The sequence below is a fragment of the Ralstonia pickettii genome, assembly GCF_016466415.2.
GTDB classification, from domain to species: domain Bacteria; phylum Pseudomonadota; class Gammaproteobacteria; order Burkholderiales; family Burkholderiaceae; genus Ralstonia; species Ralstonia pickettii.
Window position 1 is genome coordinate 126,534 of sequence record NZ_CP066772.2, and the last position, 22,472, is coordinate 149,005.

Annotated in this window: 18 protein-coding genes; 9 read left to right on the top strand and 9 right to left on the bottom strand. The window is 63.9% G+C overall.

Annotation, left to right across the window (positions count from 1 at the left end; all coding sequences use genetic code 11):
* Positions 1 to 57 precede the first annotated feature (57 nt).
* The 3 genes from RP6297_RS16755 to RP6297_RS16765 all read left to right on the top strand — a co-directional run bounded on the left by RP6297_RS16755 (position 58) and on the right by RP6297_RS16765 (position 4,996).
* Positions 58 to 1,602 carry a methyl-accepting chemotaxis protein gene (locus tag RP6297_RS16755; RefSeq protein WP_037028662.1) on the top strand — a complete coding sequence of 515 codons (1,545 nt, stop codon included), beginning with the start codon at positions 58 to 60 and terminating at the stop codon, positions 1,600 to 1,602.
* A gap of 297 nt (positions 1,603 to 1,899) precedes the next feature.
* Positions 1,900 to 2,964, top strand: coding sequence for a porin (locus RP6297_RS16760; RefSeq protein WP_009239884.1), 1,065 nt, complete (start codon positions 1,900 to 1,902; stop codon positions 2,962 to 2,964).
* 673 nt (positions 2,965 to 3,637) lie between these two features.
* Complete coding sequence (locus RP6297_RS16765; RefSeq protein WP_223293304.1) at positions 3,638 to 4,996, top strand: GGDEF domain-containing protein; 1,359 nt, start codon at positions 3,638 to 3,640, stop codon at positions 4,994 to 4,996.
* A gap of 481 nt (positions 4,997 to 5,477) precedes the next feature.
* Here the strand turns inward: RP6297_RS16765 and RP6297_RS16770 are convergent, their stop codons facing one another.
* A complete protein-coding gene (locus RP6297_RS16770; RefSeq protein ID WP_009239886.1) occupies positions 5,478 to 5,864 on the bottom strand; it encodes a hypothetical protein in 387 nt (128 codons plus the stop codon).
* A gap of 156 nt (positions 5,865 to 6,020) precedes the next feature.
* Entirely contained in the window at positions 6,021 to 6,473 is a 453-nt protein-coding gene (locus tag RP6297_RS16775) for a hypothetical protein (protein WP_009239887.1), read from the bottom strand.
* Between the two features lie 711 nt (positions 6,474 to 7,184).
* Between RP6297_RS16775 and RP6297_RS16780 the strand changes: the two genes are divergently transcribed.
* Genes RP6297_RS16780 through pdeM form a run of 4 tightly spaced genes read left to right on the top strand, consistent with a single transcriptional unit; the run spans position 7,185 to position 13,160 of the window.
* The gene (locus RP6297_RS16780) at positions 7,185 to 8,249 is read left to right on the top strand and encodes a ligase-associated DNA damage response exonuclease (protein WP_009239889.1); all 1,065 of its coding nucleotides are present in this window, start codon (positions 7,185 to 7,187) and stop codon (positions 8,247 to 8,249) included.
* Complete coding sequence (locus RP6297_RS16785; RefSeq protein WP_009239890.1) at positions 8,246 to 9,892, top strand: ATP-dependent DNA ligase; 1,647 nt, start codon at positions 8,246 to 8,248, stop codon at positions 9,890 to 9,892. The genes RP6297_RS16780 and RP6297_RS16785 overlap by 4 nt, the downstream gene beginning before the upstream one ends.
* On the top strand, positions 9,889 to 12,504 hold the full coding sequence (locus tag RP6297_RS16790) for a ligase-associated DNA damage response DEXH box helicase (RefSeq protein WP_009239891.1): 2,616 nt from the start codon (positions 9,889 to 9,891) through the stop codon (positions 12,502 to 12,504). The genes RP6297_RS16785 and RP6297_RS16790 overlap by 4 nt, the downstream gene beginning before the upstream one ends.
* Positions 12,501 to 13,160: a ligase-associated DNA damage response endonuclease PdeM gene (gene pdeM / locus RP6297_RS16795; protein ID WP_009239892.1), complete on the top strand. Its 660-nt coding sequence runs from the start codon at positions 12,501 to 12,503 to the stop codon at positions 13,158 to 13,160. Before RP6297_RS16790 ends, pdeM begins: the two co-directional genes overlap by 4 nt.
* A gap of 11 nt (positions 13,161 to 13,171) precedes the next feature.
* Here pdeM and RP6297_RS16800 read toward each other — a convergent pair whose 3' ends face one another.
* Both RP6297_RS16800 and RP6297_RS16805 read right to left on the bottom strand, forming a co-directional pair.
* Positions 13,172 to 13,327, bottom strand: coding sequence for a hypothetical protein (locus RP6297_RS16800; RefSeq protein WP_009239893.1), 156 nt, complete (start codon positions 13,325 to 13,327; stop codon positions 13,172 to 13,174).
* 99 nt (positions 13,328 to 13,426) lie between these two features.
* Positions 13,427 to 14,296: a manganese catalase family protein gene (locus tag RP6297_RS16805; protein WP_009239894.1), complete on the bottom strand. Its 870-nt coding sequence runs from the start codon at positions 14,294 to 14,296 to the stop codon at positions 13,427 to 13,429.
* Between the two features lie 144 nt (positions 14,297 to 14,440).
* On the opposite strand from RP6297_RS16805, the gene RP6297_RS16810 reads away from it, so the two are divergent.
* Positions 14,441 to 15,736: an Nramp family divalent metal transporter gene (locus RP6297_RS16810; protein ID WP_009239895.1), complete on the top strand. Its 1,296-nt coding sequence runs from the start codon at positions 14,441 to 14,443 to the stop codon at positions 15,734 to 15,736.
* Between the two features lie 306 nt (positions 15,737 to 16,042).
* Here RP6297_RS16810 and RP6297_RS16815 read toward each other — a convergent pair whose 3' ends face one another.
* The gene (locus RP6297_RS16815; protein WP_009277098.1) at positions 16,043 to 17,245 is read right to left on the bottom strand and encodes a DUF2252 family protein; all 1,203 of its coding nucleotides are present in this window, start codon (positions 17,243 to 17,245) and stop codon (positions 16,043 to 16,045) included.
* A gap of 193 nt (positions 17,246 to 17,438) precedes the next feature.
* Between RP6297_RS16815 and RP6297_RS16820 the strand changes: the two genes are divergently transcribed.
* Positions 17,439 to 17,864, top strand: a complete 426-nt coding sequence (locus RP6297_RS16820; RefSeq protein ID WP_009239898.1) for an HU family DNA-binding protein — start codon at positions 17,439 to 17,441, stop codon at positions 17,862 to 17,864.
* A 115-nt stretch (positions 17,865 to 17,979) separates the two neighbouring features.
* Here RP6297_RS16820 and RP6297_RS16825 read toward each other — a convergent pair whose 3' ends face one another.
* Genes RP6297_RS16825 through RP6297_RS16840 form a run of 4 tightly spaced genes read right to left on the bottom strand, consistent with a single transcriptional unit; the run spans position 17,980 to position 22,308 of the window.
* The gene (locus RP6297_RS16825) at positions 17,980 to 18,612 is read right to left on the bottom strand and encodes a DUF2894 domain-containing protein (RefSeq protein WP_009239899.1); all 633 of its coding nucleotides are present in this window, start codon (positions 18,610 to 18,612) and stop codon (positions 17,980 to 17,982) included.
* Positions 18,599 to 19,252 (bottom strand): OmpA family protein, encoded by a 654-nt coding sequence (locus RP6297_RS16830; protein ID WP_009239900.1) that lies wholly within the window; start codon positions 19,250 to 19,252, stop codon positions 18,599 to 18,601. The genes RP6297_RS16825 and RP6297_RS16830 overlap by 14 nt, the downstream gene beginning before the upstream one ends.
* Positions 19,249 to 21,555 (bottom strand): DUF802 domain-containing protein, encoded by a 2,307-nt coding sequence (locus tag RP6297_RS16835; RefSeq protein WP_009239901.1) that lies wholly within the window; start codon positions 21,553 to 21,555, stop codon positions 19,249 to 19,251. The genes RP6297_RS16830 and RP6297_RS16835 overlap by 4 nt, the downstream gene beginning before the upstream one ends.
* Before the next feature lie 18 nt (positions 21,556 to 21,573).
* On the bottom strand, positions 21,574 to 22,308 hold the full coding sequence (locus tag RP6297_RS16840) for a DUF3348 domain-containing protein (protein ID WP_009239902.1): 735 nt from the start codon (positions 22,306 to 22,308) through the stop codon (positions 21,574 to 21,576).
* Positions 22,309 to 22,472 lie beyond the last annotated feature (164 nt).

The window sequence follows — 22,472 nt, forward strand, 5'->3', positions numbered from 1 at the left end:
GATAAGAAGACGTCCAGGCGAGGACCAGGTCTCGCCGAACTCGTCTTACCCGTCATCATGAAACTGTCGATCAAACTGCCCCTCGCCTTTGGTATTGCGCTGCTGCTGATGTTCTCCGGAGCAATCTACGGAATCGCTTCGCTCAACCACTCCATCGTTGAATACAACACCACCGTGCAGGCCCGCGTCGCCGATGAGCGGGCGGTGACGAAAATGCTCGTTACCTTCAAAACGCAAGTGCAGGAGTGGAAGGACACGCTTCTGCGTGGTGAAGACCCAGTCAAGCTGGACAAATATTGGGCGGCCTTCCTGAAAGGTGAGCAGGCTGTTTCTGATCAGGCAAAGGCGCTGCAGGATTCGCTTCCACCTGGCAAGAGTCGAGACCTGATCAAGCAATTTGCCGCAGCGCATGTCGCCATGGGCGTCGGCTACCGAAAGGGCCACGATATGTTCGTCGCCGCCTCGTTCGACCCTACCGTTGGCGACAAGGTCGTAGCCGGAGTCGATCGCGAGCCAGCACGCCTGCTGGATGAAGCAGCTCAAGAGATCGCGAAGGAAAGCATCGCCGTATCAGCCAAAACGGCTGAAGCCGCGCGCACCGCATTGGTCGTCAGCTCCGCACTGATGCTCGTGGCATTTGGGCTGGGGCTGGCCGGCGCTTTCATATTCAGCCGCACCATTACGAAGCCACTTGCCCGCGCGGCGGATGTGGCCAGCGCGGTTTCGCATGGCGATCTAGCCAAGCCGTTTGACTCACGCGGCTCTGACGAGATCGGTCAATTGCTCCACGCCCTCAAGCAGATGCAAACCAACCTTGCCAACGTGGTGAGCGAAGTGCGTCGGAATGCCGAAGGCGTTGCCGCTGCCAGTTCACAGATTGCTGCGGGCAACTTGAACCTTTCGTCGCGTACGGAAGAACAGGCGGCGTCGCTGGAAGAGACCGCCGCGAACATTGGGGAGCTGACGTCAACCGTCCGACGCAATTCGGAAAGCGCCGTGCAGGCCTCGTCGCTCGCGGGTCACGCTTCCGACACCGCAGTACGCGGCGGCAAGGTCATGAACGAAGTTGTGCAGACCATGCAAGGCATCTCAGAAAGCTCTGCGAAGGTGGGCGAGATCATTGGTGTCATCGACAGCATTGCCTTCCAGACCAATATCCTGGCCCTCAACGCTGCGGTTGAAGCGGCCCGTGCCGGCGAGCAGGGCCGGGGCTTTGCCGTCGTGGCAGGCGAGGTGCGCACGCTCGCGCAGCGTAGCGCCTCGGCAGCCAAGGAAATCAAGGGCTTGATCAGTCAATCCACGGAGCGTGTGGAAGCGGGGGCGCGTTTGGTGCACGAAGCCGGCACCATCATCGACGACATCGTCACCTCGGTGCATCGCGTGACGCAGATCGTTGGTGAGATTTCCGCTGCATCGGCCGAGCAAAGCACCGGTATCGATCAAGTGAACGTTGCCGTGGGCCAGATTGAAGAAGTCACCCAGCAGAATGCGGCATTGGTGGAAGAGGCGTCGGCTGCCGCGCATGCCATGGCCGAGCAGGCCGATTCACTGCGCCGCGCGGTTGCAGTCTTTAAGCTCAGGGACAGCGCGGTGGGCGCCTGACGAACAGGCCACGCGGTATGCAGGAATCTGCGGATGGCATGACCTGGCCATCAAGTTGATGAGCACAGGGCTTGATGCTGGCAAGCGCACTGCAGCCTGTCTTTCGAGTGGCGCAATACTCGGATCAATTGTTTCTCAAAAAGAAATATTTAAGAGCTATTTGCCTGGATTGTTTACTTATTGCTGTCACATAACTGACGCATTATCTCGCGTCAGCGTTCGGGGTCGCGTTCATTAGGCGGGTCACGACAGGCCCCATCGCAGATTCCTTCGGTCAAACAGCAATTGAGGCTAACAGTGAAAAAAACTCTCCTCGCAGTGACAATCGCGGCCGGCACCGTCCCTGCCGCCGCATTTGCGCAGTCGTCGAATGTCACGCTTTACGGCATTGTTGACGCGGGCGTCAGCTATCAAAGCCACGTGAACGGCGGCGCCAACGGCAACGGCTCGGTCACCGCGCTCACCTCTGGTGGACTATCTGGGTCGCGCTGGGGCATCCGTGGCGCTGAAGATCTAGGGAATAACCTGAAGGGCATTTTCGTATTGGAAAGCGGCTTTGACATCGACACCGGCAAATCTGCGCAGGGTAGTCGGTTGTTTGGTCGCCAAGCCTACGTTGGCTTGCAGGGCGATTTCGGCGCCGTCACGCTGGGGCGTCAGCAAAACGCACTGTACGACCTGTTCGCGGCTTACGATCCGATGGCCGTTGGACCAAACTACTCGCTGAATTCGGTGGACAACCAATTCAATGGCCGCGCCGACAATGCTGTCAAATACACGGGTAAGTTCGGCGGGTTGACTGCGACGGGTTTCTATAGCTTCGGGCGCGACAGCAATTCCGGACTCGGCGGTGAAGTCCCTGGCAGCTTCAAGGTCGGCAAGAACTATGGCGCAGGCGTAGCTTACGCAAATGGTCCGCTTTCGGTGGGTGTCGCCTATGACCAGTACCAGGGCAGCACCATTACTACCTCAGCACTCGATGCCAAACGCGCTGCCATTGGCGCGTCTTATGCAGTAGGCGATGCCAAGGTGTTTGCTGGTTATCGCTGGTTGCGCGATGAAGTCACGACCGGCAGTGCACGCCACGACAATCTTTACTGGCTCGGCGCGCTCTACAAACTTACCCCTGCGTTCACTCTGACGGGCGCTGCCTACTATACGAACGCACGTACCGACAGCAACAGCTCCTGGATGTTCGTGCTGAACGCGGACTACGCGCTGTCTAAGCGTACCGACGCCTACGCGCTGATCGGCTATGTGAACAACAAGGGAAACGCAACTTATGGCGTGACTGGCACGGCTAACACGCTGCCGGGTCAGAACCAGACTGGCGCGATGGTTGGCGTGCGACACCGCTTCTAATTCGGCCCAATAAGGCAGGTCGACGCGTCCGGGGACGTGTCGCCGCTAGATCATATCGACCTTGACTTGTCACCAGGTTCAAGGACGTTTGGCCGGCGCTTTCGCCGGCCATTTTTTTTGGAACGCGGCGGGCGCCACACTCTTAACGAGATGCGCTGCGAGACTGCTGCTCCACACCTATCCCGGCAGGGCTGCCGTCGTTTCGAGCGGTCAAGACGTGACGACGGAAGATTCCCAGCTCAATGGGGGCGAGGATCGTCCGCTCGGTCTGGAGCGTGGGTGTCTCGTGAACATTACTTTCAGGCCGGGACGAAACCTCTCTGTGCCAACCCCGGCCAACCGTTAACACAAGGCATACGCCATCGACCCACGACGCTCCACCCAATGCCGTAGCAACGTATTAAACCGACACGCTGATAGACGGCGCTCTTTTCTTGGTCCGTCATGGCGCTTTGCATTGCTGAAAACAGTATTAAGTGGCACGCAAATTGGTCGATAAGAGGACGTAGAGGCCAAGACTCTGCCCGGCTGTCATCGCCTTACCCAACACCATGCCATGTACCTGTCGAGCAAATCAGCACGGCCGTCGGTCCGATTGAGGAGGTCACAGAGCGGAATGCAGAACAGGTAGAAGAGCGTTAGGCCGCCGCTCATACAATGGCCGAGCAGGCCGATGCACTGTGTCGCGCGGGCAATCTTCAAGCTCGGGAACAGCACGGTGCGGTGGCCGCTTGAGAGCCACGCAACTGCTATTCGCAAAATCCAGCAACAGAATCGCGTGCCAGCGGATTCGTTCGTTCTGCGCTCAGTTGTCGAATACGGTTTCGCTCCTCTTGTTTCGCCAATTTTTTGTCACCACCCCGATCTCATGCTCAGCCCCCTCATTCTGGTAGGTATTGTGATCATGTCTTGCCTGATGAGCGTGGCCATCCTTGGTTCGCTGCTTCGGACTGGGGTGATGGGTATAGGTCGCTGGTGCTTAGCTCACGCACTGTTGGCCGCTGCTTTGGTGTGGATGTTGGTCGCCGGTACTCAGCCAGGACAGTTCACGACCATTGGGGCTGCGTTGATTGCGGTGACGGCCATGCTGTTGCTCGTGCAGGGGATGCGGCAGTTCTTCGGCATGAGTTACGTACGGCACGACGAAACTGCGGCATTCGCCATCGCCTTCGCAGCGTTGGTGTACTTTACTTACGCGTCGCCGAACTTCGGTGCGAAGATCGCGCTCGTCTCCATTTTGCTCGCTTATTCACGAATCGCTGTGGGTACGTTGGCGCTGCGTCACGCGCCGCGTGACGGTGCGCGCTACCCATATCGATTCGTTGCGGCGGCCGCCTATCTGGGCGCGTTATTCCATATCGCGCGGGCCGTTGCCGGAGGCTTCGGTGTGCCGCAAATGGCTCTTCTGGATCCCTCGCCCTGGAACGTTCTGTTTCTCGGACTCGCAATTGTCACATTGCCTTGCCTGTCAACCGGGATGGTGATGCTTGCACATGATCAGCTCGCGCGAAGAATGGAACAGCTCGCGAGTATCGACGAACTGACCGGTGCACTCATGCGACGTGCCTTCATCGAAAAGGCGAACACCGTGCTTCGCGAAACGGTTGCAAAGGGCAAGCCGGTATCGATCGCCATTCTGGACATCGACGAATTCAAAGCCGTCAACGACGCTTTTGGCCATGCGGTCGGAGATCGGACCCTTAGACACGTCGCATCTGTTGTGACCGCACGACTGCGGTCGAGCGACCTTTTCGGGCGGCTAGGCGGGGAGGAATTCGCGATTATTTGCGTGGAAGCACAAAAGGCAGACGCAGCGGTGTTGATAGACGAACTGCGGCTTGCCGTCGAAGGATCGCCAATAGAAGGCGTCCGCTGCACCTTCAGCGCAGGGGTCGAATGCGTCATGCCCGGAGATACGCTGGAGGTTGCCTTGGCGCGGGCGGACGCGGCACTGTATCTGGCAAAAGCCACAGGGCGCAATCGAGTCGTCACGGCGCCAGAAGTCGAAGAGCGCGACGTTGAAACGCATTGAACCGCAGCCACTTTGAAATCCAATCTACTGAATCCACGATGGCCGGACTGTGGTTTTACGATGACCATCGCATAACTTCCCGACTCGAAACCAGTTCAGCTAGGTGGCTTTCAACGGAGAGTACGCTTCTCCCCTCTAATGGGTGGTTAAGTTTCTTTTCAATCCACTGATAATGAAAAAATGCAGAATATCCAACGGTCCCTACTGTTGCGTGCTCTGCGTTTTCTGACGCTCTTCCGGAGGGATGAAGGCGTCCGCGCCCGAGTCGTGTGCAGGGGCGCTTTTTTTTTCTATCAGAAGCAAACGTTTGACCCATATGACACGCCCAACGTCCTACCCTCATCAGGAGGCGTCGTTGATCGATGCTCGCTAGAAAAGCCCCAAAGGCTGCGCCGCCCATCCCAGCTGCAAGTTACGCCCACTGCCCGCCACCCAATGTGAACAACGACGCAAAGCCGCTATCTGTCCTGCGACCGAGCTGTCACGGCCGCTGTAAATGACCGCTTGGGTGAAAGATGCTTCCAGGGACCACCGCACAGATATCGAAGCCCATCTCGTTGTCGTCGGACTCTTCTGCGCCTTCGAGCGCCCAGTGCGCCCAATCCTTCAATCGCCCGCACGTACTTGCACGAGCGTCGATCGACTGGTGAAAGTAGGCCTGCAACATCAACTCCGTCAGGTGAAAGGAAAACGAGTTGACCTGCTTCGCGCCTTGCGGGCCCTCTACTATCCACCACGCGTGTGCACCTATTCCGTCTAGCTCATCGCCTTCGAGGCGCAGGACGGCGCGACGGGGCAGCGTCTCAGTTAGCGCATCTTGGAGTTCACGCAGACAAGTCTTCTCGGCTTCGCTGATCCACTCGCGCATAAGGCCTCCGCATTTGCGCGTGCCCACATTGACGGGCCGCCATTCGAAGGTAGCTGCTGCGTAACCCCGTGCGTTGACGGCGCACAACGAACCTGCGTGTAGAGAGTCAAGCAGCGGAAAGGACAGAACCCAGCCGCTGTCGGACAGAACTTCCGCTCACCTCAGTGGCGGCAATGACGCGCCACGATAGAGCGAAAAATCGTGTTCCCGGTCTTCGCGGCCCACTTGAATGGCGTCTCGTTCATCGAGAAAGAAGGCGTTTGGCGCGGTGAGCACCAGGTCGTAACCTGTGTCTGCGCACAGCTCTACGCGCTGAAATTCCAACTGAACGCATAGCCATTCGCTCACGCGCCGACAGATCTCCTCCCGTCTTGGGTGGTTCGATCGACAGTACGCTTTGGCCTCTGCCAGGCTGAAATGAACAGCTAACGTGCATTCCTGGCGATTGCCGCGGACGGTCGACATTGACCACTTCGCCGCCACGTCATAGCCACCGCAGTAAGCACGGGCCGAACTGACGAGCGCTCCTCTGGGTAATGCACGGCACACCGAGGACTCCAGTTCCCAAAGAGCGGCGGCGACCACCTCGTCTGGTTGATGCTCAAGCATGATGCTCCCCCGTTTTTGGCCTATTGGATGGCTCTTTCTAATAGAACCCCACGGTACGTCGATGCTGGCCTTCGCTGGCTGATACAGATCAAATTCTGGATGGGTCGCTCAGCAGCTGAGAAGTCGCGCTCACCGGTTTTCGGAGGTCCAGGGCCGCTGACTGTCATTTTTCCCACCCTTGAAGAAATGGCCACCCGCCTCCTCAGCCGCGACGCCCGTCCGCTCCACAACCGCTCTGCAATCGCCCGCCAGCACGCCTGGCATGCCGGCTGCTTCCTCCACGGGAGCGCAACGGAGCCCATGCGTGCATCAGGGATTACGCGCAGCAAAACAAGCAGCCGCAGGTTGGTTATTCTTTCTGGTATCGACGACCGGCAGCGGGCTTTCGCTTGCACAGCCGGCTGAGCCGCACCCGCCATCGCCAGACGCCGCTCCAGCGGTTCAACCCAAGACGGCAAACCACTCCTTGTCGCGGTATCCGGACACCATGCCGGCCTCTGCACCGAAGTCGCCCGCCACGCAGCCCGCGGACACTTCCGCGGGAACGCGTCAGCCTGGTGGTGATTCGGCCGGCCCAGGTGCCGCCGCCGCAGGGCCCGGGGGCCCGGCCGACATGCGTGCCGAGCCCGTAAGCAAGCAGCCATTGCGCTGACGCTGTCGCGGGCGGCTGTTGCGGGCGTCGGATGAAGGGGCATCTAATGAGAGCAATCGATGACCAGCGCAGCGGACCTGATCGTAACCACGCCCAGCGGCCTGTATTGTCCGGCAGGCGACTTCTACGTTGACCCATGGCGGCCGGTAGATCGCGCCGTCATCACACATGCCCACAGTGACCACGCCCGTATAGGGCACCAGCATTACCTGGCCGCAGCCCCGGGAGCAGGCGTGCTGCGCGCACGCCTGGGAGCCGACATCCCCCTGCAAACCCTGCCGTACGGCGAGTCCATCGTCCATCACGGGGTGCGGCTGAGCTTTCATCCGGCGGGGCACGTACTGGGCTCTGCGCAGGTGCGGCTGGAATACGGCGGCGACGTGTGGGTCGTGTCCGGCGACTACAAGGTGGAGGCGGACAGCACCTGCACGCCGTTCGAACCGGTGCGGTGCAATACCTTCATCACCGAATCCACCTTCGGCCTGCCGATTTACCACTGGCGGCCGCAGGCAGAAATCTTCGCCCAGCTCAATGCATGGTGGCGCGGCAATGCCGAGGCGGGCCGCGCAAGCATGGTGTTCTGCTACGCGTTCGGCAAGGCGCAGCGCATTCTTTCTGGGCTCGATACCGACATTGGGCCCATCGTTTCGCACGGCGCCATGCTGCAACTGGATGCCGCCTATCGGCACGCAGGCGTGGCGCTGCCGCCCACGCAACTCGCGACCGACGTGCCACGCGCGGACTTGCGGCGTGCCCTCGTGCTGGCACCGCCCTCCGCACAACGCACGGCGTGGATGCGGCGGTTTGGCGACTACGCCGATGCGTTTGCCAGCGGCTGGATGCAGCTGCGCGGCGCACGTCGGCGGCGCGGCGTCGATCGCGGCATCGTGCTGTCCGATCATGCCGACTGGCCCGGCTTGCTGCAGGCCATCGACGCCACGGGCGCCACGCGTGTCTATGTCACGCACGGGCAGGTTGCGCCCATGGTGCGGTGGCTGTCCGAACGCGGCCTGGATGCGCGCGCCTTCGCCACCGAGTATGGCGACGAGGCCGAAGAAAGCGAAGCCGCCGGAACAGGTGATACGCCCACCGCAGGCGAGCCAGAGGACACGCCCGCGTCATGAAAGCCTTTGCCGATCTGTACGCGCAGCTCGACGCCACCAAATCGAGCAACGGCAAGCTGGCCGCACTGGTGGCCTATCTGCGCACCGCGCCCGATGCCGACGCCGCCTGGGCGGTCTACTTCCTGGCTGGCGGCAAACCTCGCCAGCTGGTGCCCGTGCGCGTGCTCGCCAGCTTTGCGCAGACCACGTCCGGCTTGGCCGAATGGCTGTTTGACGAGTGCTACCAGGCCGTGGGCGACCTGGCCGAGACGATCGCGCTCGTCCTGCCGGATGCGGATCGCGCAGACAACGCCAGCCTGGCCGAGTGGATGGAGGCACGTCTGCTGCCGTTGCGCGGGCAGCCCCCCGAGCTGGTACTGCCGCGCTTGGCTGAACTGTGCCGGGGTCTACCGCTGCATGCCCGGCTCGTGTTGATGAAGCTGATCACGGGGGCGTTTCGCGTGGGGGTGTCCAAACTGCTGGTCACGCGCGCGCTGGCTGAGGTGGGCGGCACCGACCCCAAGCACGTCGCGCAACGGCTGATGGGCTATACCGACATCGGACAGGCGCCCACCGCCGAGCGTTATCGGGCGCTGCTGGCCGATGCCCGCGTCGACGGCCACGCGCTCGATACCGGGCACCCGTATCCGTTCTTTCTCGCGCACCCGCTGCAGGCCGAACTGGACGCCTTCGACACCCTGCTCGGCGCGCCCACTGAATGGCAAATCGAATGGAAGTGGGATGGCATCCGCGCGCAACTCGTGCGGCGCGCCGACAGCGCATGGCTGTGGTCGCGCGGCGAGGAACTCATCACCGAACGCTTTCCTGAACTGTCCGCAATGGCGGAGGCGCTCCCGCCGGGCACCGTGCTCGACGGCGAGATCGTGGTCTGGCAAGACGGTCGCGTGCAGCCGTTTGCCCTGCTCCAGCAACGCATCGGCCGCAAGACCCTGAACGCGCGCGTGCTGCGCGAAGCGCCGGCCGTGCTGTTGGCGTATGACCTGCTGGAATGGCAGGGGCAGGATCTGCGCGAGCGCGCGCAGAGCGAGCGGCGCGCGCAGCTCGAACGTGTGATTGCCGAATACGTCCATCCGGCGCTGGAGCTGTCTCCGCTGCTGCAAGGCGACGACTGGCAGCATCTTGCGCGGCAGCGTGAGGCGTCCCGCGAGCTTGGCGTGGAAGGGCTGATGCTCAAGCGGCGCGACGCGCGCTACGGCGTCGGCCGCACCAAGGACGTGGGCGTGTGGTGGAAGTGGAAGATCGATCCGTTCTCGGTAGACGCCGTCCTGATCTATGCACAACGCGGCCACGGCCGGCGCGCGAGCCTTTATACCGACTACACCTTCGCCGTGTGGGATGCGCCGCCCGATGTGCCCGAGCGCAAGCTGGTGCCGTTTGCCAAGGCGTACTCCGGCCTGAGCGACGCAGAGATCCGTCAGGTCGACGCGCTCATCCGCAAGACGACGGTGGAGAGCTTCGGCCCCGTGCGCAGCGTGGCGCCGACGCTGGTGTTCGAACTGGGCTTTGAAGGCATTGGGCGCAGCCCTCGGCACAAGAGCGGCATCGCGGTGCGGTTTCCGCGCATGCTACGCTGGCGGCACGACAAGCCCGTTGCTGAAGCCGATACCCTGCAGACGCTGGAGAGCCTGCTGCCGCCGTCATGAACGAACCTGCACTGCCCGATCTTGATACGTGGTTTGATGCGCGTGGCTGGACGCCCATGCCGTTCCAGCGCACTGTGTGGTCGGCCATGGCGCGCGGCGAATCGGGCCTGCTGCATGCCACCACGGGCGCAGGGAAAACCTATGCGGTCTGGCTGGGAGCGCTGCAGCGGTTGGCGCAAGTACGCAGCCGCAGCGGCGCACCACCGTTATCGGTGCTATGGCTCACACCCATGCGCGCACTGGCGGCCGACACCACACGCGCATTGACCGAGGCCGCACAGGATTTGGCACCGCATTGGACGCTCGGCTTGCGCACCGGCGACACCGGCAGCGCGGAGCGCGCGGCGCAATCACGCCGCCTGCCCACCGCCCTTGTGACCACACCCGAAAGCCTGTCTTTGCTGCTTGCACGCGCCGATGCGCGCGAGGCCCTGGGCTCGGTGCGTGTGGTGGTCGTGGATGAATGGCACGAACTCGTTGGCAACAAGCGAGGCGTGCAAGTCCAGTTGGCGCTCGCCCGGCTGCGCACGTGGTCGCCGGAACTGATCGTGTGGGGACTTTCCGCGACGCTGGGCAACCTGTCGGAAGCCATGGACGCGCTTGGCGATGCAGCAACCCCCACCCCCGGCACACTGGTGCAAGGCCACCTGCCCAAGCGCATGGAAATCGATACGCTGCTGCCCGATGGCGTGGGCCGTTTTCCGTGGGCCGGGCATCTGGGCATGGCGATGCTGCCGCATGTGTTGGAAGAGTTGGAAAGCGCCAGCACCGCGCTGGTGTTTCTCAATACGCGCTCGCAGGCGGAACTGTGGTATCAGGCAGTCATCAATGCGCGCCCGGAATGGGCCGGGCTGATTGCGTTGCATCACGGCTCGCTGGACCGCGCAACGCGCGACTGGGTCGAGACCGGGCTCAAGCAAGGCAAGCTCAAGGCGGTGTTCTGCACGTCAAGCCTGGATTTGGGCGTGGATTTTCTGCCGGTGGAACGCGTGCTGCAGATCGGCTCACCCAAGGGTGTGGCGCGGCTGTTGCAGCGTGCGGGGCGATCTGGCCACGCACCTGGCCGGCCCTCTCGCGTGACGGTGGTGCCCACGCATAGCCTTGAACTCGTGGAAGGCGCTGCGGCCCGCGCTGCGGCCATGTCAGGACAGGTGGAGGCCCGCACCTCGCCACACAAGCCGCTGGATGTATTGGTTCAGCATCTGGTGACGGTCGCCCTGGGCGGCGGCTTTGTGCCCGACGCGCTGCTGCAGGAAGTGCGCCGCGCCTGGGCCTACCGGGATCTGCACGACGACGAGTGGCAATGGGCGCTCGATTTCGTGCGACAGGGCGGCCACTCGCTCACGGCGTATCCCGACTACCGCCGCGTCATGCCCGATGAACACGGCATCTGGCGCGTGCCCGATGCGCGGCTCGCGCGGCGGCACCGCATGAGCATCGGCACCATCGTCAGCGATGCAACGATGACCGTGCGCTGGTGGCACGCGTCCGGTGGCGGCGCACTGGGGTCGATTGAAGAAGGCTTCATTGCGCGGCTGCGCCCCGGCGACAACTTCCTGTTTGCCGGCCGCCTGCTGGAACTGGTGCGCGTGCAGGACATGACCGCCTATGTGCGGCGCGCCACCGGCAAACGCGCTGCCGTGCCGCGCTGGAACGGCGGCCGCATGCCGCTATCCAACGAGCTTTCGCACGCGGTGGTGGCGCAACTCGATGCGGCGGCACATGCCCGCTTCGACAGCCCGGAAATGCAAGCCGCGCGCCCGTTGCTGGAGTTGCAGGCGCGCTGGTCTGCGCTGCCCACCACGGCAACGCTGGTGGCCGAGACGCTGCACTCGCGCGAGGGCTGGCATCTTTTTCTGTACCCGTTTGCCGGACGGCATGCGCACCTCGGGCTTGCGAGCCTCCTCGGCTGGCGCGCGGCCAATCGCACGCCGGCGACCTTCTCACTGGCGTTCAACGACTACGGCCTCGAACTGCTGTCGGCCACACCCATCGACTGGCCGGCGCTGCTCGCCAGCGGCGAACTATTTGCCACGCACACCCTCATGCCGGACGTGCTGGCCAGCCTCAACGCCGGAGAACTGGCGCAACGCCGCTTTCGCGAGATTGCACGCGTCTCGGGGCTGGTGTTTCAGGGCTACCCCGGCGCGCACAAGAGCGCGCGCCAGTTGCAGGCGTCTTCTGGCTTGTTCTATGAAGTCTTCCGGCGCCACGACCCCGGCAACCTGCTGCTTTCACAGGCAGAGACCGAAGTGCTGCGCCAGGAACTGGATCTCGACCGTATCGAAGCCGCCCTCGTCCGCATGCGCGGTTTGCAGCTGCAACTCTGCGCACTGAAACGTCCGTCGCCGTTCAGTTTTCCGTTGATGGTGGAGCGGTTTCGCGAGCAGCTCTCGACGGAGAAACTCGCCGATCGGATCGCACGCATGCTGGCCGAAGCCGAGCGCGCCGCCGGCCCCGAACCCACCGATCCGGATGCTGCGGCCAGGCCGGAGATCGAGACCGACGTACAGGCCGCGCTGCGCCTCACTGAAGCGCCCGACACCGCGGGCAAGTCCAGCCGCCGCACGCGCCGGCCGCGTAAGACATCGAAGCCACTGCCATTGCTATGACGTTCGCCAAAGACTACGCCATCCAATGCGCGGGCGAGACCGTATGGCTGCTGCCCGAGCGCGCGCTATGGTGGCCTGCGCAACGCATGCTGATGGTGGCCGATGCGCATTTCGGCAAGGCGGCCACGTTCCGGGCGCGCGGCGTGCCGGTGCCGGCTGGGAGCACGAGCCAGGCGGTCGCCCGCTTGGATGCCATGCTCGCCAGGCTGCCGGTGGCGCATATCGCGTGGCTGGGCGATCTCCTGCACGCACGCGAGGCGCACGCAGCCATTGATGCGCTCGCCGCCTGGCGCGCACGCCACGCCGAGGTCGCTTGCACGCTGGTCCGCGGCAACCACGACCGCCATGCCGGAGACCCACCTGCCGACCTGCGCTTTAACGTGGTGGAAGAGCCGTGGGCGATCGGGCCCTTCGCGCTGTGCCATGAACCGCAGCGGGTGCCCGATCGCTACGTCATCGCCGGACATGTGCACCCGGGCGTCGTCATCAGCGGACCGGCTCGGGACCGCCTCCGGCTGCCGTGTTTCAGGTTTGGAGCGACCGGCGCCCTGCTGCCCGCATTTGGCGAGTTCACCGGCTTGTGGACGGCACCGGCTGCACCCGGAGAAGCGCTCTTTGCTGTCGCCGACGACTGCGTCTGGCCACTGCCCAGCTAAGGCGCAACTTCTCATTGTTCGTGCAGGGGATCGACTCTCGCGTGAATCGGCGCGTGTTGTTGTGCGCCGGCCCCGAACACACCAGCGGGCACGCCGCGGTCGAGCGAGTACATGGCAATCATGGCAAGGGGGAGCGCCGCGATCGCAAACGGTACTCGCATATCCATGAGCGTCTCCATGTTTGTTCGGGCTTGAAACGCGCGGTGTCTGACGCAGACGCAATGTCCAGGCCCGAGTGACGCTGCACCCGGGCCTGGATGCGGTCATCACGCCTTCGCTTCACCAAGCTCCGCACCGGTGGTCGGATCGACAGCCGGGTCCGAAGCCAGACGCGTCTTCATGGCCTCCAGCGCAGCCAGTTCGGCATCGGTCAGGTTGACCGACGCGTTGCCGTCTCCGCCATCCACAGGCACCGGTGGGTCTGCAACCAGCTCAAGACCCGTGCCGCTATTCCACGGTGCCTGCACGATGGGACCACCGCGCGACATCTTGAAATACGCATCGCTGAACTCCGGCACCGGCGGCAGCTTGCCCGGGGGGAAGTTGGCGTTGATGGCGTAGAGCGCCTTCTCGAACGACTTCTGGTGCGCTACCTCGCGCGTCATGAGAAAGCCGAGCGCATCGCGCACACCGGGGTCATTGCTGACGTTGATCAATCGTTCGTAGATGATCTTGGCGCGTGCTTCGGCGGCAATGTTCGAGCGTAGGTCCGCCGTCGGCTCGCCAATCGAGTCAATGTATGCCGCCGTCCACGGCACGCCGCCCGAGTTGGTCAGCGCCGGGCCGCCGCCATACAGCACCTGCGTCACATGGCTGTCGTTACCAGCGCCATTGAGCTTGCGATACAACTCCGCCTGCTCGTCCACCGCTTCCGCCAGTTCCCCTTTGGCACCGCGATTCAACATGGCGACGATAGTGCCGATGATCTCCAGGTGACTGAGCTCTTCTGTCGCGATGTCGTACAACATGTCCTTGCGGCCTGCATCCTCTTCTGCAACGGCTTGCGTGAAGTAGCGCATCGCTGCCGCAAGCTCGCCTTGGGGGCCGCCGAACTGCTCCAGCAGCAGATTGGCCAATCCAGGATCGGTTTCGCTGACGCGAACGGTGTACTGCAATCGCTTGTTGTGCATGAACATGGGGGTTCTCCAGGAATGGATGGATGCCTTCATGGCGCAACCCTTTCCGCAACACCCGTTCCATCGCGTACCGCACGCCTGACGCGGAGCCGCCGGGTACGCACGTTGCGGAGGCCCTTGCGCCGCCTATCACCCGGAGCATTCATGGACGACGCCCTCGCGCTTGAACGCGACAGTTCTTCTGCATCGAGATGCGTCGTCGCCCACGCACGCGAAGCGCTGGAAGGCCGGCGACGGGGATGGCGCACGTTCACGCCGTTCGTCGGTCCGGCGGTGGTGGTCTCGGTGGCCTATACCGACCCCGGCAACATCGCCACGGGCATTGAAGCCGGTGCGCGCTATGGATATCAGCTGCTGTGGGTCGTGCTCGCATCCAGCCTGGTGGCGATGCTGTTCCAGATGCTCTCGGCACGCCTGGGCATTGTGACGGGCAGAAATCTGGCGCAACTCTGCCGAATGCATCTGCCTGCGCCGGCCGGGCTTGGCATGTGGTTCATCAGCGAGCTTGCCGCCATGGCGACCGACCTTGCCGAGTTTGTCGGTGCCGCAGTCGGCATCGCGCTCCTCACCGGGATGCCTCTGCTCGCCGCCATGGTCGTTGCCGGTGTGCTGACTTATCTTTTGCTGATGCTGCAAGTGCGGGGCTTCCGCTCAGTCGAACTGATGATTGGCGCGCTGGTGGCCGTCATCGGTATCTCTTACATCATCCAAGTGTGGATCTTGCCTGTCTCGTGGGCGACGGCGCTGCGGCAGACCTTCGTCCCCACGGCATTGCCGCCCGACGCGTTCATGTTGGCGGCCGGCATTGTCGGAGCCACGGTCATGCCACACGCACTCTTTCTCCATTCGGGACTGGTCAATAAGCGTGTGCGTCCACGGAGTGCGTCAGAGACGTCGCAACTGCTTCGCTATTCCAACCGCGAGGTGGTGGCAGCGCTGGCCGCCGCGGGCTGCATCAACCTCGCCATGGTGGTGGTATCAGCAGGCGGGTTTCACGGCGCACATGCGGAGGTGGCCGGCATTGAGGATGCCTATGTCACCCTGGCGCCGTTGTTCGGGGCATCGGCTGGGCTGGTGTTTCTGGTCGGGTTGATCGCATCGGGGCTCTCAAGCTCCGTGGTCGGCACGATGGCGGGCCAGATGGTGTTGCAAGGCTTCCTGCGTGTACGCCTGCCCGTATGGATGCGCCGACTGATCACCATGGTGCCGGCGTTCATCGTCATCGGCGCGGGCATGGATGTCACGCGGGCACTGGTGCTCAGTCAGGTGGTTCTGAGCATGGTGGTGCCGTTTCCCATGGCGGCGCTGATCTGGCTGGCACGCCGGCCGGACCTGATGGGGCAGCATGCCGCCGGGCGCGGCCTGGTTCTACTTGCGACGGCTGGGGCCGCCCTGGTGGCTGGGTTGAACGGCGCGCTGCTCGTCCATCTCGTCGCATAGCGATGCGGGATGACGCTGCCGCCCTGGCCCCGTCAGGCGTGCGCCGCGCATACCCACGCTGCCGCAATGAAGTCGGCCAGCGAAACATGGTCCAGCACGACGTCCGCCGGTTTGTCGAAATCCTTGTCCAAGGTCACGGCGGTCATCTTTGCATAGGCGCGCCCATCGCCACGTACATCGCGCCTCCTTGCCGCTGTCTTGGCTGCGCACTTCGGCAGCCGAGCGCCATCCTTCATCATCGCCTCACGATGGCTCCGAAGGCTCGATAGCAGCGTTTGTGCCCGTGGAAAGATGCAGCGCAGCGGATCAGCCAGCCCAGGCGCGGCAGTACTCGAGATACTGGCGCTCGTGCCGTCCAAGCAGATCGACAATCGAGGACCAGAGCCAGAACGGCGCGTCGATGGAGCGTCCATGACGCGCCCGCAACTCACGGTGCCATGCCATCGCGACATCCCGGGGCATCTGGCTGCCATGCGCAAGGCCGACGACGTTGCCCAGATATGCGGCCAGGACCGTGGCGTCCTCGTGCTCCAGCTTGTCGACCGACAGCTTCAGGTCTTGCGGCTGCAGCTCGCGCATGAAGAAGCTACCGCCAAGCATGCGCCCCCATGCCATTCGATCGCCCAAGTCAGGAGAAAGACGCCGCGCGCCGGTGACTACGCGTTCCCCGTTGATCCGCGGCATCTCGCCTGCAGCGGTGCTTGGCGCCGCGGCCTTGCCCGCCTCCTTGATGTCGATCAGCCGGTACCGCGGCCCGCGGTCCTGGTCGACAGCCAGCAAGACGGCATAACGCCGCTGCCCGAGCGAGCTGCATCCTTTGACCCAGTACGCCGCATCCACGATGCTGACGGAGGCTTCGCCCGGCATTTCGTAAAGACGCGCCACCAGTGCAAGCACCTCGTGCTGGCTCACAAGATGTTTCAGTTCGCGCCGCTCTTCTCGTGAGAGCGGCCAGAAATGGCGCCCTAGCGGAATGGTTGGAGACGTGTCGCTCAGCCGCTCCTTGGCCAGTTCTTTCCACGTACGTGCAGTTGCCGCTTTCATGGCTGTGCGAACGGATGCAGGGCGCGGCGGCAAGCGCAACGCTGCATCGGGGTCGATACCGTGCAGGTACCCCGCCATCAGCGCCTCCACCATGCGTGCGGTCACGATGCCAGGGAGGTCCGATCCTCGTGCGGCCGTCGCCAACGAGACGCCAAGCCGGATCAAATCGTGCGCGGGATTGCCCAGCACCGTCTGGTCCAGATCCCGGATCTGTATGCGCGCGGCGCCGGAGGTATGGCCGATCGGGCCGAGGTTGCCGACGTGGCAATCGCCGCAGATCCAGATGGTGGGCCCCTCGGGAAACGTGTGCGGCTGCACCTCGCTCAGCCACTCGTAGAACTTCACGGTGCTGCCGCGAACGTACGCATGGGTGGAACGCGTCATCTTCGATTGCCGCAGCCGGGCAAGTATGGGTGCACGGTTTTTGGGGCTCACCGCGCTGTGCGACGATTTTCGTTGGGACATGTGTGTGCTGAACCTGGGATACTTGAACAAGGTGATGGACGGCGAACCGTATGCAATAAGTGTTCCCCGCCCCCCTAAAACAGCTTAGATAACGCCTCCACGGCGCTCAACCTTTGCTATGCTTGCTCGAAGCGCGCTGCACAGGCGTCGCTTCCATTGAATGGTCAACTTTACCCAACCATCTATTTTCACTATGGCCACCAAAACCAAGACCGCTGCCAAGACCGCTGCAAAGAAGGCCTCGCCGGCAAAGAAGGCCGCGCCAGCAAAGAAGCCTGCTGCAACGACGCCGACCCTCAAGCCCTTGAAGGACACGTTCACCAAGGCGAGCCTGGTGAGCCATCTGGCGGAACAAGCTGCCGTCGACGCCAAGGCGGTGAAGGCGGTGCTGCTCCATCTGGAGAACACCATCGTGGCTTCGCTGCACAAGAAGGGCGCGGGTGAGTTCACGCTGCCGGGCCTGTTCAAGGTGACGTCGGTCAAGGTGCCGGCAACCAAGCGCCGCTTCGGCAAGAACCCCTTTACCGGTGTGGATCAGTGGTTCGAAGCCAAACCGGCAACCGTGCGCGTCAAGGTCCGCGCCTTGAAAAAGGTCAAGGACGCAGCGATCAACAGCTGATCGGCAGCGCAAAGAAAAAGGGAGCTTCGGCTCCCTTTTTTTGCGTGCTTGCCGGTCGGAAGACGCAGCAGGCGCAGACCAGTCTGCCTGGCCGAATGGCGCTGTGCTGTGATGCTTAGCGCGCCTTGCGCGCCGTCTTTCCGCCGCCGCGTGCCGCATCCTGGCCACCGACGGCGCCGTCCCCGCTCATGCGTTCCAGCCACGAAAGCGCGTCCACATACGACAAAAGCTGCCGCAGATAATCGGGCGACACCTCGCGCATCAATAGCAATGAACGATGCACAAGACTGCTCGAATTCAGCGGACCGGCATTGACCGGCACCTTGTCCAGGGCGTCGCGCAACTGTTTCTCGGCGCGGACGCGGGACCAGGTTTCGCGCACGTCTTCGAGAATCTTCAGCTCCGGTAATGCATGCCGATGAGGCCCAGATCCGCCATCCGAAGCCTCGCCGACATCCGTGCGTTGCTGGCTGGCAATGTCACGCAGTAGCTCCGCCAACGCGCTGTCGGCAGGCGCATTTGCGTCGCTCGCGTCGGACGTTGCCGTCGGGCGATCGAGGTCTGCCGCGTAGGCCGCGATCAGCTCGGCGAGCCGCCCGTCGAGAATGCGGCGCGCCTCGCCGGTTTGGCCGGCCGCACGCCGATGCAACGCCTCGATGAAGCAGAAGCGCAGGCGGTCCAGCCGGTCCGCGCCGCTTGCGCGCCAGCTGTCGAGCATGGCCTGCGTCGACGCCTCAATGCGGCTCACGACGTCCACCGTTGGAAGCAGCCTGCCTGGGGACAGGCGCGATTTCCACACGCCGGTTTTTGGCGCGCCCGACGTCGTCTGCATTGGAACTCACAGGCTGCTGCGATCCAAACGCAGCGGCAAACACGCTCGACGCCGGAATGCCCTCGTCGATCAACGCACGCGTCACCGTCAAGGCGCGCTTGGCGGACAGCTCCCAGTTATCGGCAAACAGCCGGTTACCGGCACGCACCTGCTGGTCATCGGAAAAGCCACTCACCATCAGGATCTCTTCACGCGAAGTGAGATACGCGGCCAGCGGCCCCGCCAGGCTCTTCATCAGCGCGCGGCCCTCGGGCTGCAATTGATCGGAGTTGATCGCAAAGAGCACGTTGCCGTTGATGCCGATGCGCCCGTTGACGAGCGTCACACGCCCGGCCGCCAGCGGGCCGGCCAGCGCCTGCTCCAGTGTCTTGCGGCGCTGTGCCTCGGCCTCGCGCTGCTTGACCTCGTTTTCCAGCTTGGAGGACAGCTCCAGCTGCACGCCGATCACGCCGACCAGAATCAGCACAAACGCGCCCAGCAGCACCGACATCAGGTCGCCGAACGCGGCCCAGACCGGCGCCGTGGCCTCGATGCCACCGTCGATCTCGTCGTTCATGCCGCTTCGGTCCCGGCCAGCGCGCGCTGGTCACCCAGCCGTTGCAGGTCTTCCAGGATCTGCTTCTGAGACAGCATGCTCAGGTCGATCACCTCACGCGCCTGCGCCACGTAGTAGGCGAGCTGTTCGTCGCTGCGGGTGAGCGACTTCTCGAGCGCGGCTTCGATACGCTGCAGCTGGGCCGCAAGCTTGTCGTTCGACTCGCCAAACAGCTGCACGGCCACGCCAAACGCCTCGCCCAGGCTCGCCACCTCGACTGCGCTGCCGGTCACCTGCGCAGCCACCGCGCCGAGCTTGCCGGTCTCGGTCTCCACCCGATCGGTGAACCGGTCACCCACGCGCTCCAGCAGGTCCGCCGATGTCGCCACCAGCGCATCCACCGCCGCGCGCTGCTCGGTCGATGCATGGTTGACCGCGTCGAGCAGCGTTTCCAGCGTGCCCAGCAGGCGCGCACGCTCGTCCAGCATCGCGGTATCGCGCACCATGCTGTCAGTCAGCTTCTGGCGCAGCTCGGCCACCACTTCGGCGGCGGCCCTGGGCGCTTCCGAAGCGGCTTGGACCAGGCGCGAAATCTCGCCGATCGTGTCGTTGGCGTGTGCCTGCGTTTGCGCGGAAATGTCGCGTGCCGTCTGCTCCAGTGCGTCGCAAATCTGCTGCTGACGGTTTACCGTATCGGCGCCGGCTTTCTCCCACGCCTCGCTGAGCTTGGCGCCCATCGCGCCAAGGGCATCGGTCCAGGCCGCCAGACGTTGCGCGTCTCTCGCTTCCAGCGCAGCTTGCAGCGCGGCTTGCGACTGACGCGATGCCTCCTGCTGCGCGGCGATATCGCGCGCTGTCTGCGCCAACGCATCGCAGATATCTTGCTGACGATTCGCCGTATCGGCGCCGGTTTTCTCCCACGCCTGGCCGAGCTTCTCGCCCGTTGCGCTGAGCGCCTCGGTCCAGGCCGCGAGACGTTGCGCGTCTCGTGCTTCCAGTGCGGCTTGCAGCGCCGTATGCGATTGGCGCGACGCATCTTGCAACGACGTGGCGTGCCGCTCGAACGTGGCAGCGGCCGCCTCCAGCGCACGCTGGTTCTGCGCGGCCAGTTCGGCGTGGGTGTGTTCCTGGCGGCCCAACGCATCGCGCCAGGCGGCGGACAGGCCGCCAGCGGTGGCATCCAGACGCTCGGCAACGCCATCGAGCAACCGCGCCGAGCGTTGCTCGAATGTCTCGGCAAACCGGTCCAGCGACGTGCCGACCTGACCGACCAGCGCCTCACTCGAGCGTTGGTGCGCCGACAGGGCGTTGTTCCAGATGCCGGAAACCGCCTCGGCCGTCGCTTCAAAGCGCGTCGACAGGCCGTCGAGCTGACGCTGCACCGCGTGCGTGACCGTCTCCTGCAGCGCGGCCGATTCCCGCGCGAGCCCGGCCATCGTCGTTTCCACCACCGGCTGCAGCGCGGCGCTGGCAACGCGTGCGCTTTCCGCTGCGCTGTCCTTCAAGGACTGACCGACCGACGACGCAAGCTGGCTGTAAGCGGTCTCCGCCTTGTCGAGAAATGCCTGCTGGGCGGCGATCTGTCGCTCGCTGCTGGCCGCGCCCTGCTGCTCCAGCGACGTCATCATCGCCTGCAGCCGATCAACCAGCGCGGGCATCACATCGGATTGCCGCTGCAGAAGCTTGAACGTTTCTTCACGCTGATGTGCGTGCGAGTAGATGCGCAGCGTGGTCGCGATCTTTGCGTCGAGCGCCTGCACGGCCTGCAGCCGCTCGCGCCGACACAGCGCCGAGAGCAACCCCAGCATGGCCGACGTTGCCACACCGGCAATCGAGGTGCCGAACGAGAATCCCAACCCCTTGATCGGGGCGGCCAGCGATGCGCGGATCGCCTGCAAATCCGTCGCGCTTTCCAGCGCTGCGCCCGTGCCCTTGAGCGTCACCACCATGCCGAGCAGCGTGCCGAGCATGCCAAGCAGCACCAGCAGGCCCACCAGATACGGCGTCAATGCGGGCGCGGGCAGCGCAACGCGCTCGCCTTCCACGCGCAGGCGCACGGCATGGCGCAGGCTCGGGTGCAGTTGCTCCAGCCATGCCGCCAGAGTGGGCGGCGTCTCGGACAACCCTGCCACGGCCTGGGCGACCGTGCCCGTGGCTTGCCGATAGCGGCGCAGCTCCAGCGCGCCCGCCACATAGGCGGCACCGATCACAAGCGTGACGGCCAGCGCCAGCAGGTTTCCGCCAACGAGGTAACCGCCGGCAATCCACCCCAAGGCCGCCAGCCCGACAGAAAAAACGATGAGATTCAGGTGATGTCTGGACATGAATGGTGTCTGTCCCGCTTAGCGGGGGCGAAGGGCTGCGAGCAACCCGTCGATCGGTTGAAAACGAACATCAAGCTCGGCCAGGAGCACGCTCTGCATATCCTTGCGGAACGCGTCCAGCCAGGCGCGGGATGTGGATGGGGTGGCCTGGCCCTCTGCGGGCAACTCGGCCTGCCGCTGCTGCTCGGCCGCGCGCAAGCGCTCGAAGTACCGCGCGAGCATCGCTGGAATGGCCCCCAGCAACGAACGCTCGCGGCCTGCGAGCGCCTGCTCCATGCTGGCGTCCAGCACCGCAAGGCGCGCGAGGTCGGGCGTCCTGGCAGCCAGCAGGCGCCGCAGGCGGCCACGCAGCTCGCCGATCTCGAGTTCCATCGTCTGCTGCACCAGCACGTAGCGCTGCCGGAAATCGGCATAGTCGACTACCACGGGCGCCAAGGGGCCCTGGATCGGCGCGCGAGGCCCAGGCCTGGCGTCCGGCGCGCAACTGGACGCGATGGACTTTGCCAACGCCGCACGGACACGGGCCGCGATCGTCTCGGCGTCCGGGCCCCCGGGCCGCGTGCCGGAGGCACCGGCGGGCGGTGCCGCGCTCAATGCCGAGGAGAGCGTAATGGCATCCGTCCAGCTGAGCCATTGGCTCAACCGGTCAGAAAGGGGCTGCGCAGATGCGGAAACGTCGACGTCCGTCAGGCGAGCAAGAATGCGGATCAGCGCAGGGCCGCTGAGCGCCCTGCGTTGCTGGGCGTACGCCATGCTACGAGTGCCGAAAAAAGGCTGGAGTTTACACTGCCCGCCGGGTCGGACTGACGTCTTTGAGTGGCAGCAGAATCACTTCGCCAGAAGAATCGCTGCAGTCGATCCGCTCGCGGGCGAGACGGGGCGACGTTCTTTACCGCATAGCGCAGCATCGGCCTTTC

Coding starts and splice junctions, on each gene's coding strand:
- RP6297_RS16785 (WP_009239890.1), top strand. CDS start 8,246: ATGAAAGCCTTTGCCGATCTGTACGCGCAGCTCGACGCCACCAAATCG.
- RP6297_RS16805 (WP_009239894.1), bottom strand. CDS start 14,296: ATGTTCATGCACAACAAGCGATTGCAGTACACCGTTCGCGTCAGCGAA.
- RP6297_RS16830 (WP_009239900.1), bottom strand. CDS start 19,252: ATGAACGACGAGATCGACGGTGGCATCGAGGCCACGGCGCCGGTCTGG.
- RP6297_RS16765 (WP_223293304.1), top strand. CDS start 3,638: ATGCACTGTGTCGCGCGGGCAATCTTCAAGCTCGGGAACAGCACGGTG.
- RP6297_RS16815 (WP_009277098.1), bottom strand. CDS start 17,245: ATGTCCCAACGAAAATCGTCGCACAGCGCGGTGAGCCCCAAAAACCGT.
- RP6297_RS16770 (WP_009239886.1), bottom strand. CDS start 5,864: ATGCGCGAGTGGATCAGCGAAGCCGAGAAGACTTGTCTGCGTGAACTC.
- pdeM (WP_009239892.1), top strand. CDS start 12,501: ATGACGTTCGCCAAAGACTACGCCATCCAATGCGCGGGCGAGACCGTA.
- RP6297_RS16840 (WP_009239902.1), bottom strand. CDS start 22,308: ATGGCGTACGCCCAGCAACGCAGGGCGCTCAGCGGCCCTGCGCTGATC.
- RP6297_RS16800 (WP_009239893.1), bottom strand. CDS start 13,327: ATGGATATGCGAGTACCGTTTGCGATCGCGGCGCTCCCCCTTGCCATG.
- RP6297_RS16755 (WP_037028662.1), top strand. CDS start 58: ATGAAACTGTCGATCAAACTGCCCCTCGCCTTTGGTATTGCGCTGCTG.
- RP6297_RS16835 (WP_009239901.1), bottom strand. CDS start 21,555: ATGTCCAGACATCACCTGAATCTCATCGTTTTTTCTGTCGGGCTGGCG.
- RP6297_RS16775 (WP_009239887.1), bottom strand. CDS start 6,473: ATGCTTGAGCATCAACCAGACGAGGTGGTCGCCGCCGCTCTTTGGGAA.
- RP6297_RS16810 (WP_009239895.1), top strand. CDS start 14,441: ATGGACGACGCCCTCGCGCTTGAACGCGACAGTTCTTCTGCATCGAGA.
- RP6297_RS16820 (WP_009239898.1), top strand. CDS start 17,439: ATGGCCACCAAAACCAAGACCGCTGCCAAGACCGCTGCAAAGAAGGCC.
- RP6297_RS16780 (WP_009239889.1), top strand. CDS start 7,185: ATGACCAGCGCAGCGGACCTGATCGTAACCACGCCCAGCGGCCTGTAT.
- RP6297_RS16790 (WP_009239891.1), top strand. CDS start 9,889: ATGAACGAACCTGCACTGCCCGATCTTGATACGTGGTTTGATGCGCGT.